The sequence below is a fragment of the Nocardia alni genome (genome assembly GCF_019038435.1).
Taxonomy (GTDB): Bacteria; Actinomycetota; Actinomycetes; order Mycobacteriales; family Mycobacteriaceae; genus Nocardia; species Nocardia alni.
Map to the genome: position 1 here is coordinate 1 of NZ_JAGPOX010000192.1, position 15,599 is coordinate 15,599.

Here is a 15,599-nt window from a genome sequence, read left to right on the forward strand (position 1 = left end):
GCCGCGGGGGACGAGTGAGTGGATGACGGGCGCGGCCGGGAGCGCCCGGAGGAACAGCAGAGGTAGTGGGAAAGTGACGAGTTTGGGGAACGGGCAGCCGGGTGCGGCGGAGTTCGAGATTCGGGCGGCACGGGAGGCGGAGTTCGCCACGATCGGTGCGCTGACGGTCGAGGTCTATGTGGGCGAGGGACATGTGAACGGCGAAAGCCCCTATGTCGACGAGCTTTTCGACACGGCCACCCGCGTGCGGGATGCGGATGTGCTCGTCGCGGCCCGTGCGGACGATGTGCTCGGCTCGGTGACGATCGCCCGTCCGGGCACGCCCTATGCCGATATCGCTCGTCCAGGTGAGCTCGAGTTCCGGATGCTCGCGGTCGACCGGCGGGCGCGCGGAGCCGGCGTGGGCGTTGCCCTGGTGCGTTCGGTGCTCGACACCGCCCGGACCGAGGATTTCGACGCGGTGGTGCTCACCACCATGCCGCTGATGGCCGATGCCCGCCGGCTCTACGAGCGCCTGGGATTCCGCCATGTGCCCGAACGGGATTGGGCGACCGATTCGGGCAAACCGCTGACCGTGATGCGCCTGGAGATGTGAGGTCCGCGGCGGGGATTCAGGAATCGAGAACGGTGGCGACGATGCCGGAAAGGTAACCCAGGCGGGCGACTTCGGAGGGCCGGAACTCCGGACCACCGGGGCGGCCCAGCAGCAGCACCTTGCCGGTGTTGCCGAGCGGAGCGGCGGCGAGCGTGGTGTCCATGTCTTTCCAGATCTGCGGCACCCAATCGCCCTCGCCGTCGAGCTCCATGGGCTTCTCCAGCGGCATCCACGGCGCCGAGGCCGCCTGTGTCTCAGGGGCGCTCGGGCTGCCCACGAGTCGATAGGCGCCCTGCGGGCCGATGCCCAGGACGGTGCTCCAGCCGACGCGCAGTACCCGTGGCACGCCGTCGACGAGCACCTGCAACCGATCGTCGCGGGCACTGGCCACCTGGTCGATCAGCTCGAGTTCGCGGTGCGTGTCCAGGACGCCCGAGTAGGGACGCAGCGAATTCACGCGGACGTCCTCGATGGACTCGGCGGCGGTGATCAACGTGTCGGGCAGGGCGCCCGGTGTCACCTCCACCACGATGTCGTCGATCGCGTAGCCGGCGCCACGCTCGACGACGTCCAGCGACAGGATGTCGGCACCCACCGAGCCCAGCGCGAGTGCGAGTGATCCGAGACTTCCTGGGCGATCCGGAAGTTGCACGCGGAGGAGAAATGACACGTGCGTACCTTCCTTCCTGTGCGACCGAGACTTTCGCGACGAATACCCGAGCTCGGTCATCTTTACACTTGCGATGCCGGGTAATCGACTCGAAGCATTCGCAGTGACGTACGCCACTCGCATTGTGATCCCGATCGACCCGGTTGTGCCACCTCGACCGGGGATGACGTTGAGCGGTCAAGCTGGTGTCCGCCCCAGACCGCCTCCTCGGGCCGAACCCGTCGGACCAACTCGCTAGGCTGTGTATCGATTATGCCGAACCTGCCGAAAGGGGTCCCCGCGGTGCCCGCCATCTCCCGCGACGAGGTTGCACATCTCGCCCGGTTGTCCCGGCTCAGCCTCACCGATGACGAGCTCGACCTGTATGCGGGTCAGCTGGATTCGATCCTGAGCCACGTGCAGCGGATTTCGCAGGTCGCCGCCGACGTTCCCGCCACCGCGTCGCCGAATCCGACCACGAATGTCACCCGCCCGGACGTGCCTGTCGCCTGTCTGTCCCCGGAGCAGGCCCTGTCGGGCGCGCCGGCGGTGGACGAGCAGCGGTTCCTGGTTCCGCAGATCCTGGGAGAGGCCGAATGAACGACCTGACCAGGCTCACGGCCGCCGAACTGGCCGAGCAGATCCACTCCCGCGCGGTGTCCTCGGTGCAGGTCACCGAGGCCCATCTGCAGCGCATCGCCGAGGTGGACGGTGAGCTCAACGCCTTCCTGCACGTCGCCGGCGAGCAGGCCCTGCTGACAGCGGCCGAGGTGGACCGCGCGATCGCCGCCGGGACGGTCGCTTCGCCGCTGGCCGGTGTGCCGCTGGCGCTCAAGGACGTGTTCACCACCACCGACATGCCCACCACCTGTGGATCCAAGATCCTCGAGGGCTGGGTGTCGCCGTACGACGCGACGGTCACGGCCAAGCTGCGCGCGGCCGGCATCCCGATCGTCGGCAAGACGAATATGGACGAGTTCGCGATGGGCTCGTCCACCGAGAACTCCGCCTACGGTCCGACCCGGAACCCGTTGGATATCGAGCGCATTCCCGGTGGCTCCGGCGGTGGTTCGGCCGCGGCGCTGGCCTCGTATCAGGCGCCGCTGGCCATCGGCACCGACACCGGCGGGTCGATCCGTCAGCCGGCCGCGGTGACGGCGACGGTCGGCACCAAGCCCACCTACGGCACGGTGTCGCGATACGGGCTGGTCGCGTGCGCGTCGTCGCTGGACCAGGGTGGCCCGTGCGGTCGCACCGTCCTGGACACCGCGCTGCTGCACGAGGTGATCGCCGGTTACGACCCGCGGGATTCGACCTCGCGCAACGTGCCGGTACCGCCGGTGGTGGCCGCGGCCAGGCAGGGCGCGCAGGGAGATCTGCGCGGCGTGAAGGTCGGTGTGGTCAAGGAACTGCATTCGGACAGCTACCAGCCGGGCGTCATCGCCTCCTTCGACGCCGCCGTCGCGCAGCTCAAGGATCTGGGCGCCGATGTGCTCGAGGTATCGTGCCCGAACTTCGAGCACGCGCTGCCCGCGTACTACCTGATCCTGCCGAGCGAGGTCTCCTCGAACCTGGCCCGCTTCGACGCGATGCGGTACGGCCTGCGGGTGTCCGACGACGGCCACCACAGCGCCGAACAGGTCATGGCGGCCACCCGCGAGGCCGGATTCGGCCCGGAGGTCAAGCGCCGCATCATGATCGGCACTTACGCCCTGTCGGCCGGATACTACGACGCCTACTACGGTCAGGCGCTCAAGGTCCGCACCCTGATCGCCCAGGACTTCGACCGCGCGTACGAGCAGGTCGACGTGCTGGTCTCCCCGACCAGCCCGTTCACCCCGTGGAAGCTGGGCGAGAAGGTCAACGACCCGCTGGCGATGTACCTGTCCGACCTGTGCACCCTGCCCACCAACCTGGCCGGGCACTGCGCGATGTCGGTCCCCTCGGGCCTCAGCAAGGACGACGGCCTCCCGGTCGGCTTGCAGATCATGGCCCCCGCCCTGGCCGACGATCGCCTGTACCGCGTGGGCGCGGCCTACGAGGCCGCGCGCGGCCCGGTCGCGTAAACGATCGGTGAGGCCGCTCGCCGCCGGGCACATCACCCGGCGGCGAGGCCCTCGCTAGGCGTCCAACAGCCTGCCGATCACCTGCCCAGTCGACTGGCCGTGCCACACCCGGCAACTTCCCCCTCGATGAATTCCACCCTGTGCTCGAACCGGCCCGCCTCCCGTGCGCGCAGATACTCCTCACGGGACATGTGGCGAGCGAGCGGTACTCCGGTCGTGAGCTCAGGCTACTCCAGGGCATCGTGGCCGAACCGGGAGAATTCCGGCGAAAGGCGGTAGTTATCCACAGTTGGCAGCTTGTGGATAAACAGTTTTCGAAGATTGCCGGAGATGTGCACATCATGTGGGCAATGGACGGGCAACCTTTCGTGAATCGTGCCGTGACGGTGTCGAATCCCGTTGTCCCCAGGGGTGGATAGGTGTGTGAACGGCAAACGGGTGAGATTTGCGGGTGGTCAGCAGGAGCCCATCGCCGTGCCCTGATCGACGCCGTATCGGTGGCCGTGGCCCGGCGGTGTGGACAGTGCGGACAGCAGGTCGGCACTGGTCTGCAGGAAGGTGACTACCGGAATCCACGGTGGGTGTGGGGCGTCCGCGCGGGCGCCGGTGAGATCCGGTGCGTGCCACAGCAGTTCCGGCGACCACTGCACGACCGGATCGGAGGAGTTGGCCAGGATCGTCGCGCCCGCGTGGTGTACGCGCCCGGCGGGCGGGCCCGCCCAGAGAGCGGCGCAGACGCGGTGTCGCTGGTCGGCGTCGTCGGCGAAGACGGCGCTTCCGGCGGTGGCACCGAGGCTCTGGCCGTAGATATACAGGTGCGGTGGATGTTTCAGACCGGCCAGCCGCCGTTCCAGTGCTGTGAACAAGGCCGCCTGGGTGCGTTCGGCGGTCCGGCGGTCGAACAGGAAGCTCACCCAGCTCGGAGTGTCGGAGTATTGCAGGGCGACCATGGCCACATCGCCGCCGAACCGCCGGTCCATACCGGCCGCCGCGTGCTCATCGATCCAGCCCGAGCCGGTCGGCGCCATGATGACGATATTCGAGCCATTCAGCCCGCCCCGACGTTCGAGTTCGTGGACTGCCAGGGCGGCACGGGAATTCAGATCCGGGGCCGCTTCGAGACCGATATAGACGCGGAGTGCGCGGTCCGGCGGTCCGGCGAGGAACTTGCGTCCCTCGGGGCCCGCGGCGGACCAGTTCACCGCGGATTCGACACTCCCCGAACGCATCGCGGAGACCGGTTGCGCCGCGGTATCGGCCCGGGCCGCCGCGGGGCGCTGCGAGTCGGCCATCATCGGCAGTAGTGCGAGCTCAACCGCCAGAGCCGCCACGATCGTCAGCGTGACACCGCGCGTTCGGCGCGCATGCCGTGCGGTCCACCGCATGCCGCGGCACGCCCAGACCAGCGCTGCCGCGACCAGACCTGCGGCGACAGCGCATTCGAGCCAATACACGACGCCGACATCCGGCAAGCCCATGGTCGCCCGCAGCCGGTCCTGCCAATGCTGCGCCCGCAGGACCGATCCCGCGACGACGAAGGCGCAGACCGCCAGGATCGTCATCCGGTACCGCTGCGGCCCGGCCTCGAACCGGTGCTGCCGTAATGCCATCCGCACCCCTGCGCCGACGCCGATGGCCACTGCGATCAGCAACCCGGTGATCAGGCCCTGCGCGGTCGGCGTGCGCGGCAGCAGTCCAGGGGCGAGCGATACCGCGATGCCCAGCGTCGTCGCCACCACGGTCCCGGTACGTACGTGACCCGCCGGCCATCGTCGCCGAGGCGCTCGTCCTGCGTTCGGAGACAGGGTATTCGGGTGCGGGTCGTTCATCGCATGCTCTCCCGCCGGTCGGCCGGGGCCGTGACGCGCGGGCGCTTGCGGTGCACGAACTCGGCGATCAGCAGCCCCAGGGCGGATAGCACCAGGGCCGCGGGTGCGGCGATAGTCAGCATTTGATATCCGAAGCGCTTACCCGAGAGCCGCGTACCGAACAGATACTCGGGCCGTGGCGCCGCATAGTTCTGCCGGCGGGAGTTCAGGTCCACCGCGGTGTCCGCGACGGTCGCCATGACGTGGCACCGCGCCCGTGCCACGCGGTGACGGTGCTCGCAGGCGGCACGCATGCGCCGGTCCAGCGCGGCATCGATCGCCTGACGCGCCCACGGCCCCAGCGGACGACCGCGATCGTCGGCGTAGCGGAGCAGGTCGTAGCCGAGGTCGTGGGCCTGACAGGCGGTGACGAATTCGGCGGGCAGCCGGACCGGAGACGAGCAGGCGCCGTTCGGATCCACCAGCAACCCGTTCACGACCACCGGCCGATATCCGTGTTCGGCCGCGAACCCCGCCGGAATCTCGGCCACCCCCGGATGCGCGGCGGTCAGCTCCACCACGGCGGCCCGCGCCGCGGGCTGCTCGCCGCTCGCGGGCCCCGGCGTGGTCGCATCGACCGGCTGTGCCGTTACGAACCCCGCCACCGCGACGAGCGCTGCCGCCACCCCTACCCGCTGGACGATCCGGGCCCTGCGCCCCACACCGGGGCCTCGCGCCGCCTGCGCGCGACCCTCGCTCGGTTCCTCCACGAGCGGTCGCTCCGGCCGTATCGTTCGATCACTGGCTCTCATGGCTGCCGACGGTAGAAATCCGGGGCCGAATCGGGCCTCACACCGCGGATCTGTCGGATGGCGAGCGTGCCGAGGGAGTTACCGCCGCGACCAGTACCGGGGTAGGGGTGGGAATTCACCCTCGGGTAGCAGGGCGCGAGCGGGTACGGGTTTCTACTGTCGTACCCATGGCTCGGATGAGGCGCATGGCGCGAACGGTTGCTCGTACCGCACGGGATCCGAACCAGGTTCGCAGGGGAATCGACGTGACCACCGGCGTCGTCACCGCGATCCTGTATTCGGTGGCGTGGCCGACGCTGGGAATCACCCATCAGGTACCGGTCGCCGCGCAGCCGTTCATCGCCGGGCTGGCGGTGATCCCCCTGGTGCTGATCCGGGTGAACCCCGCGCTCGGGTGGGCGATCTCGGCTGGTTCGGCGCTGCTCATCGCGCTGGCGATTCCGCATCAGCCGCACAATCAGCTCCCGTTCCAGGTCGTGCACATCCTGGTGTTCTTCCCGCTGCTGTTCACCGTCGTGGTGCGGTCCCCGATGCGGATCGTGCTGATCGCCTGGGTGTCCTCCTCGCTGCTGTTCGCCACCACGATGGGTGCGGGCGATTCGTTCGCCGCGGCGGCGTTCGGCTGGCCGATCGCGATGAGCGGGCTGGTGCTGTTCGGGCTGCTGGTGCGCTGGCTGGTGTTCTCGCGGCGCGCACTGGTCGAACAGACCGAGGTCAACGAGCTGGAGCGGGCGCGCCGCGCGGTGCTCGAGGAGAAGGCGCGGATCGCCCGGGACCTGCACGATGTGGTCGCGCACCACATGTCGATGGTGGTGGTGCAGGCGCAGACCGCGCCCTATCGGATCGAGGGTGTCTCGCCCGCTGCCGAGGCGGAATTCGTGGCGATCGGCGCCTCCGCGCGCGAGGCGCTCAACGAGGTCCGCGGCCTGCTCGGGGTGCTGCGCAGCGACGGTCAGCTGCCCGACCATACGCCGCAGCCGGTGGCCGCGGACGTGCTCGAGCTGCTGGAAGGAGTGCGTCGTGCCGGGGTTCCGATCACATGGACGATCGAGGGCGCGCTGGACGACGTCCCGGACACCGTCGGTTCGGCGCTCTACCGGATCGTGCAGGAATCGCTGTCGAACGCCTCGCGCCATGCACCCCGTGCGGCGGTGCGGGCAGGCCTGAGCGTTCGGGCGGACGCCCTGGAACTGGTGATCACCAATGATCCGAGCGAGCCGGTGGATGCGGCATCCAGCGCCGAGGCGCCGCCGAACGGCGCACCGGGGACCGGTATCTCGGGCATGCGCGCCCGCGCGGAAAGCATCGGTGGCACACTCACCGCGCAACCGTGCGTAGAAGGCGGATTCCAGGTGCGCGCGCTGCTGTCCCTGGTCCGGTACTGACTGATGCCGCCCTGCTCTCAGGCGCGGTACTAGCTGATGCCGCCGTGCTGCTCAGGTGCGGTGCTGGCTGATGCCGCGGTGCTGCTGACAGTCCGGTCTCGACCGACGACGCCGTGCTGCTCACGGCCCTGCGAGCGCCGTGCGCGCACCGGTCCGCCGCACGTACCCGCGCACGTCCGCGGCCCGGCGCGGAACTGGTGGCGCGGATCGGTTTCCGGCATGGGAGACTCGTCTCGATGCTCACCTACCTCCAAGCCATTGTGATCGGTGCGCTGCAAGGCGTCACCGAGTTGTTCCCCATTTCCAGTCTCGGACATTCGGTGCTGGTCCCTGCCTGGATCGGCGGCTCCTGGGAAAAGCTGGTCACCGATGGCGATTCGAAGTCGGGTACCCCGTACCTGGCCTTCGTGGTCGCGCTGCACGTGGCGACCGCGCTGGCGCTGCTCGGGTACTACTGGCGCGACTGGCGCGACATCATCATCGGATTCGTCCAGACGCTGCGCACCCGCCGCATCGAGACCTCCACGCAGCGGCTGGCCTGGCTGATCATCGTGGCCACCATCCCGGTCGGCATACTGGGCCTGGCGCTGGAACATCCGCTGCGCACCATGTTCGCCAAGCCCATCTACGCCAGCATCTTCCTGATGCTCAACGGCGTCGTGCTGATCCTGGGCGAGGGTATGAAGCGCCGCAACGCGCCGTCGCTGGCCGAGTACGGCCGTCGATTCGCCGAGGAGGAGGACCGGGACAGTCACGGTGTCGCGGTCACGGACGAGATCCATCTCGCCTCGGACGAGCGGCTGGCCGCCCTGAGCGTCAAGGACGCGATCGGCATCGGCCTGGCCCAATCCGGCGCACTGCTGGCCGGATTCAGCCGCTCGGGTCTGACGATGGTCGGCGGGCTGCTGCGCGGGCTGGACCACGAGGACACCGCGAAATTCGCCTTCCTGCTCGCCACCCCGGTGATCCTGGCCGCGGGTGTGCTGAAGCTTCCGGAGCTGGCAGGTGCGCAGGGCGACGGAATCCGCGGTCAGGCGCTGGTGGGCGCGATCGTCGCCGGTCTGGCGGCGTGGCTGGCGGTGCGGTTCCTGGAGCGGTTCTTCAAGACCCGCACGATGCTGCCGTTCGCGGTGTACTGCCTGATCGCCGGTCTGCTATCGGTCTTCCGGTTCATCTGAGGTCGCAGCGTGCCCATCACGGTAGTGATCGCCGACGATCAGGCGATGGTCCGGCAGGGGTTCGGCGCCCTGCTGGCCGCTCAGCCCGATATCAGCGTCGTCGGAGACGCGTCGAACGGCAAGGTCGCGGTGACCGAGGCCAAACGGCTGCGCCCGGATGTGGTGCTGATGGACGTGCGCATGCCGGAGATGAACGGCCTCGACGCGGCCCGGGCCATCCTCGCCGCCGGATTCGATCCGCCCGTGCGGGTGCTGATGCTGACCACCTTCGACATCGATGACTACGTCTACGAGGCATTGAGCCTGGGCGCCAGCGGTTTCCTGCTGAAGGACGCGCCCGCCGAGGAACTGGTCCGCGCGGTGCGGGTGGTCGCCGACGGGCAGGCGCTGCTGGCGCCGACGGTGACCAGGCGGCTGATCGCCGACGTCACCCGCCGCCGCGCCCGCGCCAAACCGTCCCCGGCGCTGGACGCGCTCACGCCCCGCGAGCGCGAGGTGCTCGAACTCATCGCCAGGGGAATGTCCAATTCCGAGATCGCGACGACCCTGTTCGTGGCCGAACAGACCGTGAAAACCCATGTATCGAAGGTATTTTCGAAGCTGGATCTGCGCGACCGGGCGCAGGCGGTGGTGCTGGCCTACGAATCGGGCCTGGTGATCCCGGGCTGAAGTTCGGGTAGGGTCGCGAATTTATACGTTGCCGAGAGGGGGTTATAGGTGTTGCGCAGCGGTGACGTGTTCGCGGGGTTCTCCGTCGAACATCTCCTGGGCCAAGGAGGTATGGGGTCGGTCTACCTGGCTCGCCACCCTCGGCTGCAGCGCCAGACCGCGTTGAAGCTGCTGAATCGGGAGCTGTTCGCCGACGCCGAGGTGCGCGCCCGCTTCGAGCGCGAGGCCGATCTGGTCGCCCAGCTCGACCACCCGAACATCGTGGCCGTCTACGACCGCGGCGTCGAGGACCAGCAGCTGTGGATCAGCATGCAGTACGTCGACGGCGTCGACGCCGCCTCGGTGAATCCGCTGACGCTGCCGCCCGAGCGCGCGGTGCAGATCATCGAGGGTGTCGCCGCGGCACTGGATTACGCGCACCGCAACGGGGTGCTGCACCGGGATGTCAAGCCCGCCAACATGCTGCTGGGCCGCGACACCGGCGGCAAAGGGGAGCGGGTCTACCTCACCGACTTCGGCATCGCGCGGCTGCAGGAGGACTCCACCCATCTGACCCAGGCCGGAATGTTCACCGCGACACTGGCTTACGCCTCGCCTGAGCAGATGACCGGCGCACCGCTGGACGAGCGATCGGACCAGTACGCGCTGGGGTGCGCGCTGTACTGGCTGCTGTGCGGGACCGGACCCTTCGATTCCGAGGATCCCAACGAGCTGATCCACGGCCATATGCAACTGCCGCTGCCGCCGGTCGGTATGTGGCGCGCGGGGTTGAATCCGGCGCTGGATCCGGTGCTGGCCCGCGCGATGGCCAAGCGGGCGATCGACCGGTTCGCCACCTGCGCGGATTTCGCGGCCGCGGCCAAGCAGGCGCTGACCGTGCCTATCCCGGCGGTCCCGCTGCCACTGCCCGCGGCCGGTTTGCCGCCGAACAGCCAGACGATGAATCCGGTATCGCCCGTACCGAATCCGGCATCGCCGGTGGCGAATTCGGTGTCGCCGATGCCGGTACCGCATCCGCAGCCCACCGGATTCCCGCCGGATCACGTTCTGCTGCGCAGGGTTCCGCGGCGCTCACCGAACACGCTGATCTTGAGCGTGCTCGCCGTGGTCGCGCTGCTGGTCGTCGTGGTCGCGGGAGTGTTCGTGCTGTCGGGCGGTTCGCGGCATACGGTCGCGGCCCCGCGCAGCGCGCCGCCGACCAGGTCCGCCGGGCAGACGGGGTCGCCGCAGTCGACGCAATCCGGGGGGACGGGTTACCTGGTGGCGCCCCATACCGCGGACCCCGTGGCCGAAATCCGGCACGCCTTCCCGACCCTGCTGCCCCAGGGCGTTGCGGAGTCCGGCGGCGCGTACTCCGGACGTGTCGACTGCGCGCGCAGCGCGGCGGGGCAGCCCGGAAAAGTCCTGCAACCGGCCACCTTCCGGCGCTCGGATCCGCTGGGCGCGGCGAGCTGGCTGGGTGCGTGGGAATGCACCTCGCGCGAGCGGCCGTTCGGCTACGCCGTCGTGGTATTCGACAGCAGCGCCTCCGCCCAGGCCGCGCTGGCCGCGGTGCCGCCGAATCAGACCATCGCCGGCACGAAGGACCAGATCGCCTACACCGCGAGCGATTGGACCGAATCCGACGATCCGCGCACCCAGACGGCCGAGATGGTGGTGTCCTTCACCGCCGATCCGAACCGCGCCACGGCCGTGCTGTACGCCTATAACAACGGCGCGGCGGATGACGCGGGCACACCCTCGGCACAGGACGTACTCGAGAAATGGTGGGAACACACGCCGCTGTGAGCCCCGAGCTCAACCGCTCGATCGCCAACGCGACCGGGGTGGCGAGTCTGGCTGAGATGCGCAGAGGCGGACCTATTTTCGTAGGAAGCGGGTACCCTGCCGGAGATGGGCTGACCTCGCCATTGCCTCATCTTCGGCCGCCGATGTGGCCGGGGTCGCGCACGAGTCCGGCCCGAGGCGCAGAGAGGCGGAACCGTTGACGATGCGGTGGCGACCAGAGGCCGGGCGGCTGGTGACGTTGATGGCGGTGGCCTTCGGGCTCACCGTGGTGATCACCCGGCTGTATCTGATGGCCTCGGGGTACCCGAAGATCGGCGGCGGTACCTACCACATCGCGCACGCCCTGTTCGGCGGTCTGCTGCTGGTCATCTCGTGTCTGCTGCTGATGATGTCCTCCGGCCGGACCGCGATGATCTGGGCGGCATTGCTGTCCGGGGTGGGGCTGGGGCTGTTCATCGACGAGGTGGGCAAATTCATCACCTCGAACAACAACTATTTCTTCCCGCTGGCCGCGCCGATCATCTATTTCGCATTCCTGCTGATCGTCGTCGTAGCCCGGACGTCGGCGCACCGCCGAGCTCGTTCCCCGGAGCAGGCGCTGGGCGCTGTCATCGAGGATGTCGGCCAGTTCGTCGGCACCCGCATCTCCGAACAGCGTCGTGAGATGCTGCTGGCCGAACTCGGCACGATCGACCCGGAGGGCTGCGATCCGCAGCAGCGCGAACTGCTGACGGCACTGACCGATTACCTGCGCGCGGTGCGATGTGAGACCGAGGCGTCGGTGGGTGGGCGGCTGGCACGGTTCGGTGTGTGGTTCGAGAACCGTTTCCTGCCGTTGCCCGTGTTGCGTGTCGTGCTGATCGCGGTGCTGCTGGCGCACGCGCTCTGGTCGTTGCTGCGATTGGTACTGGCCGCGGTGGTGATTTCCGGGTGGCATTCGCACTGGCGTCAGCTGGACCACCTGCTCGACGTCACCCACGGACATGGCTGGAAGTCACTGGTGGGCCTGTCGATCGCCGCGGCGGGCGAGCTGGTGGTGGGCGTCGGGTGTGCGGTCGCCGCGGTGGCGTGGCTGCGCGGCCGGGAGGAGGTCGGTGTGCGCCTGGGCATCTGGTCCGATGTGGTGTCGCTGACCGTGGTGAACGTGCTGGCCAGCTACTTCAGCCAGTTCCTGACGGTGTTCACCGCGATCGCCGAGGCGCTGCTGCTGTGGGCGCTGGTGCGGTACCGGGTACGCCGGGCCGCACAGACCCGCCGCAGGGGCGCCTCCGGGCCCGCCGAGTCGGTCGGCGAGCCCGCGGCGGCCCGGTCGTAGGGGCTCGCGCCTCAGCCGAAGAAGGCGGCCGCTTCCTGGTACTTGTCGGTCGGCACCAGCTTCAGCTGTTTGGTGGCCTCCGACAGCGGCACCAGATCGATCTCGCTGCCGTGCAGCGCCACCATCTGGCCGAACTGGCCGTCGTGCACGGCCTCGGTGGCGTGTACGCCGAACCGGGTCGCCAGCACGCGGTCGTAGGCGGTCGGGGTGCCGCCGCGCTGCACGTGGCCCAGGACGGTGGTGCGCACCTCCTTGCCGATGCGGCGCTCGATCTCCACGCCCAGCTGGTGGGCCACCCCGGTGAACCGCTCGTGCCCGTACTCGTCGATTCCACCCTGGCGCAACGCGAACGAGCCCTCCGCGGGCTTCGCGCCCTCGGCGACCACGCAGATGAAATGCGAATCCCCGCGCTGGAAGCGGCGTTTGATCATCGCGCACACCTCGTCGACGTCGAAGGGGACCTCCGGCACCAGCGTCAGATGCGCGCCCGAGGCGATGCCCGCGTTCATCGCGATCCACCCCGCGTGACGGCCCATCAGCTCCACCAGCATCACCCGCTGATGCGATTCGGCGGTGGTGTGCAGCCGGTCGATGGCGTCGGTGGCGATGGTGACCGCGGTGTCGTGGCCGAATGTGGTGTCGGTGCAGTCGATGTCGTTGTCGATGGTCTTGGGCACCCCGACGACCGAGACGCCCTCGTCGGCCAGCCAGCTGGCCGCGGTCAGCGTGCCCTCGCCGCCGATCGGGATGAGCGCGTCGATGCCGTTGTCGTCCAGGGTCTGCTTGATCTGGCCGAGCCCGGCGCGCAGCACATCCGGATTGGTGCGCGCGGTGCCGAGCATGGTGCCGCCCTTGGTGAGCAGCCGGTCGGTGCGGTCGTCGTTGTGGATCTGGATCTTGCGATCCTCGAGTAAACCGCGCCAGCCGTCCTGGAACCCGACGATCGCGTCGCCATAGCGACTGTTCGCGGTCCGCACGACGGCCCGAATCACCGCGTTCAGCCCCGGGCAGTCTCCGCCTCCGGTCAAGACTCCGATGCGCATACCCGTAATCTTGCCGTGGCCGCCGGAGTGCCCGAAATGCGGGGGCGTGAACACTGGGTGACGCGCCGGCGGAGTCAACGGCCCTTCGGGCAGGAACCCGTGGGTAGGTCGCCCAGATGCTTGGTGATCAGCGGCACGATCTTGTCCAGCATGGCGGTGCCGTCGTCGAACGAGCCGGAATCGGCCTGGGCGGCCACGGCGACGGCGATCTGCCCGCTCGGGGTCGTGATCAGGCCGAACTGGCGGACCAGGTAGTTACCCGCCGGATCGGGTCCCCAGCCGCCCTTGTAGGCGGCGTTGTCCAGATGCCCCAGACCCCACTGCTGCGCCGAGACCACCTTGCCCATCAGATCGGTGACCGTGTTCGCGTTCGCCAGGCACGGCAGATGGGCGGCGAAACGCACCTGATCCGAAAGGCTCCACGTGGCTTGACCGAAGACCGAATAGTCGGCGCGGGATTTGGTCGAGGGCACGGTGGTGTCGGTGTCACCGCCCGATCGCAGGATCGCCTGGATGGCCTGCGAGGCCTGGTCCGGGGCGCCCAGGGACTGCCACAGCTGGTCGGCGGCGTTGTTGTCCGATTCGGTGATTGCCGCGGACATCTGGTAGTTGGAGGTATTGCCGTTGCCGTTCAGCACCGCCAGGACCAGCGGCACCTTCATCGTCGACCAGGCCGGGCCGGCGGTCCAGTCGCCCATGGTGGCGACGGTGTCGCCGCCCACCGCCATGAACGCCATGCCCGCTTTACCGCCCAGCGTGGGCAGCAGCGAATTGAAGTCTGCGGCCAAGGTACCGGGTATCGCCACCATCGCTCCCGGAGCCAGGTTGGTAGGGGCCGACAGGGTCGGGGCCGGGCCGGGCTCGGGCGAGGTGGAACATCCGCCGCAGACGGCGGAGGCGACCAGTGCGAGCCCGCACAGCACCGCGGCCGAGCGGATACGCCGCCCACGCGGTTGCCCAGGTATGTCCACGCCGGATACCTCCACCCTTGCGCGGCGGCCCGCGGCGGGGCCCTTGGTCGCTCGAGGAATCCTGCGCCCCGGCGCTCGCGGGGTCAACCTGGGCGACGATCGGTGACGCATATGCGACGGATCTCCAGCTCAGTACACATACACCACCGCGTTGTCGCCGCCGGTGCACGTGATCAACCGGCCGGTCGCCGTGCAGCTCATGGTGTAGGAGCGGCCGGTGGTCGGGCTGACCGCGACCACCGACGACGGTGCGCTGGAATCGGATTCGGCGGCACTGGCGTAGGCCTTGCGGACCGCCTCGGCGAAGCCGCAGCTGGTCACCGAATTGCCCGCCGCCGATCGGGTGTATCCGGTACCTTCCGTGGACGACGTCGGGCGGCAGTGAGTGGACCCGGCGGGCGGGGTCGATGTGGCCGCGGACGTCGTGGTGTCCGTCGAGTCCGAGGTGCTCGGGGCGCTGTTGGGGCCGATCGCCGCCGGGGCCGAAGGCTGTGCCGCCGCGGTCGTGGTGGTGGGGCTGGACTTGCCCAGCACCTGCCAGCCGATCACCGCCGCGCCCGCGGCCAGGGCAAGGCCGAGGACGCCGAACACGATGGGCATCACGAGCGAGCGCTTCTTCGGCTCGGCGTATCCGCCCGCATGATCGTATTCGCCCTCGGGGCCGTATCCGGCTGCGGCGGAATCGTATTCGTAGTCCTCCTGGCCGTATTCGGCGTTGTCGTAATAGCTTTCGTCGTCGTAGCCCGCCTCGGCACGGTGCTCGTCGTACCCGCCGCGGTCGTACCCGGTTTCGTCGTATCCGGTCTCGTCGTATTCGCCGTACTCGTATCCGGGATGTGCCGCAGGCTGGTCGTATTCGTTGTACGCGCCCTCGCGCTCGTATTCGTCGAGCGGGTAGTTGGCGTCCGGTCCGAACTCGCCGTATCCGCCCTGGTGGCCGGGAGTCGTTCCGTGCGGCAGCAGTTCGGTGTTCTGGGCATCCTGCGCGGGCGGCGTACGCGGCGGAAGATTCAACGACTGCGTCGGCGAGGCCGGGGCCTGCGGCGGGAGGTTCAGCGATCGTGTCGGCGCGGCCGGGGTTTGTGGCTGCGGGTTCAGCGATCGTGTCGGCGCGGCCGGGGTCTGCGGCTGCGGGCTCAAAAATTGCGTCGGCGGGGACGGGATCTGCGTCGGCGGGGGCGTTTTCCGTTGCGGCAGCGGCTGGTAGCCGAATTCCTCCCGGCGCACATGGGTCGGATCGCCGGGCGTGATCACCGGTAGGTCCCCGCTGGGATCCCGATCCTCGGGGTTGGGTGGCGCGATGATCCGCAGCGATCCGGT

At 69.0% G+C, this 15,599-nt stretch carries 13 protein-coding genes and 1 pseudogene; 8 read left to right on the forward strand and 6 right to left on the reverse strand.

What is annotated here, in order from left to right; genetic code table 11:
• Nucleotides 1–73 precede the first annotated feature (73 nt).
• A complete protein-coding gene (locus JZ791_RS40055; protein WP_438804616.1) occupies nt 74–595 on the forward strand; it encodes a GNAT family N-acetyltransferase in 522 nt (173 codons plus the stop codon).
• A gap of 16 nt (nt 596–611) precedes the next feature.
• Here JZ791_RS40055 and JZ791_RS40060 read toward each other — a convergent pair whose 3' ends face one another.
• The gene (locus JZ791_RS40060) at nt 612–1,265 is read right to left on the reverse strand and encodes an ACT domain-containing protein (RefSeq protein ID WP_216902530.1); all 654 of its coding nucleotides are present in this window, start codon (nt 1,263–1,265) and stop codon (nt 612–614) included.
• A 282-nt stretch (nt 1,266–1,547) separates the two neighbouring features.
• On the opposite strand from JZ791_RS40060, the gene gatC reads away from it, so the two are divergent.
• Both gatC and gatA read left to right on the forward strand, forming a co-directional pair.
• Nucleotides 1,548–1,844: an Asp-tRNA(Asn)/Glu-tRNA(Gln) amidotransferase subunit GatC gene (gene gatC / locus JZ791_RS40065; RefSeq protein ID WP_216902532.1), complete on the forward strand. Its 297-nt coding sequence runs from the start codon at nt 1,548–1,550 to the stop codon at nt 1,842–1,844.
• Nucleotides 1,841–3,310, forward strand: coding sequence for an Asp-tRNA(Asn)/Glu-tRNA(Gln) amidotransferase subunit GatA (gene gatA, locus JZ791_RS40070; protein ID WP_216902534.1), 1,470 nt, complete (start codon nt 1,841–1,843; stop codon nt 3,308–3,310). Before gatC ends, gatA begins: the two co-directional genes overlap by 4 nt.
• A 455-nt stretch (nt 3,311–3,765) precedes the next feature.
• On the opposite strand, the gene JZ791_RS40075 is transcribed toward gatA, so the two are convergent.
• Both JZ791_RS40075 and JZ791_RS40080 read right to left on the reverse strand, forming a co-directional pair.
• The gene (locus tag JZ791_RS40075; RefSeq protein WP_308163408.1) at nt 3,766–5,046 is read right to left on the reverse strand and encodes an alpha/beta-hydrolase family protein; all 1,281 of its coding nucleotides are present in this window, start codon (nt 5,044–5,046) and stop codon (nt 3,766–3,768) included.
• 89 nt (nt 5,047–5,135) lie between these two features.
• The gene (locus JZ791_RS40080; protein ID WP_216902538.1) at nt 5,136–5,888 is read right to left on the reverse strand and encodes a hypothetical protein; all 753 of its coding nucleotides are present in this window, start codon (nt 5,886–5,888) and stop codon (nt 5,136–5,138) included.
• A gap of 227 nt (nt 5,889–6,115) precedes the next feature.
• Between JZ791_RS40080 and JZ791_RS40085 the strand changes: the two genes are divergently transcribed.
• The 5 genes from JZ791_RS40085 (at nt 6,116) to JZ791_RS40105 (ending at nt 12,265) form a co-directional block, all read left to right on the forward strand.
• A complete protein-coding gene (locus JZ791_RS40085; protein ID WP_254207187.1) occupies nt 6,116–7,315 on the forward strand; it encodes a sensor histidine kinase in 1,200 nt (399 codons plus the stop codon).
• 236 nt (nt 7,316–7,551) lie between these two features.
• The gene (locus JZ791_RS40090; protein WP_216902543.1) at nt 7,552–8,493 is read left to right on the forward strand and encodes an undecaprenyl-diphosphate phosphatase; all 942 of its coding nucleotides are present in this window, start codon (nt 7,552–7,554) and stop codon (nt 8,491–8,493) included.
• A 9-nt stretch (nt 8,494–8,502) separates the two neighbouring features.
• Nucleotides 8,503–9,162: a response regulator gene (locus JZ791_RS40095; RefSeq protein WP_216902545.1), complete on the forward strand. Its 660-nt coding sequence runs from the start codon at nt 8,503–8,505 to the stop codon at nt 9,160–9,162.
• A 48-nt stretch (nt 9,163–9,210) separates the two neighbouring features.
• Nucleotides 9,211–10,950, forward strand: a complete 1,740-nt coding sequence (locus JZ791_RS40100; RefSeq protein ID WP_216902547.1) for a serine/threonine-protein kinase — start codon at nt 9,211–9,213, stop codon at nt 10,948–10,950.
• Between the two features lie 202 nt (nt 10,951–11,152).
• Nucleotides 11,153–12,265: a hypothetical protein gene (locus JZ791_RS40105; RefSeq protein ID WP_216902550.1), complete on the forward strand. Its 1,113-nt coding sequence runs from the start codon at nt 11,153–11,155 to the stop codon at nt 12,263–12,265.
• Nucleotides 12,266–12,276: 11 nt separating this feature from the next.
• On the opposite strand, the gene JZ791_RS40110 is transcribed toward JZ791_RS40105, so the two are convergent.
• The 3 genes and pseudogenes from JZ791_RS40110 to JZ791_RS40120 all read right to left on the reverse strand — a co-directional run.
• Complete coding sequence (locus tag JZ791_RS40110; protein ID WP_216902552.1) at nt 12,277–13,308, reverse strand: ATP-dependent 6-phosphofructokinase; 1,032 nt, start codon at nt 13,306–13,308, stop codon at nt 12,277–12,279.
• A 74-nt stretch (nt 13,309–13,382) separates the two neighbouring features.
• Complete coding sequence (locus JZ791_RS40115) at nt 13,383–14,279, reverse strand: hypothetical protein (RefSeq protein WP_308163409.1); 897 nt, start codon at nt 14,277–14,279, stop codon at nt 13,383–13,385.
• 129 nt (nt 14,280–14,408) lie between these two features.
• A pseudogene (locus tag JZ791_RS40120) lies at nt 14,409–15,599 on the reverse strand (hypothetical protein); the annotation flags it as partial.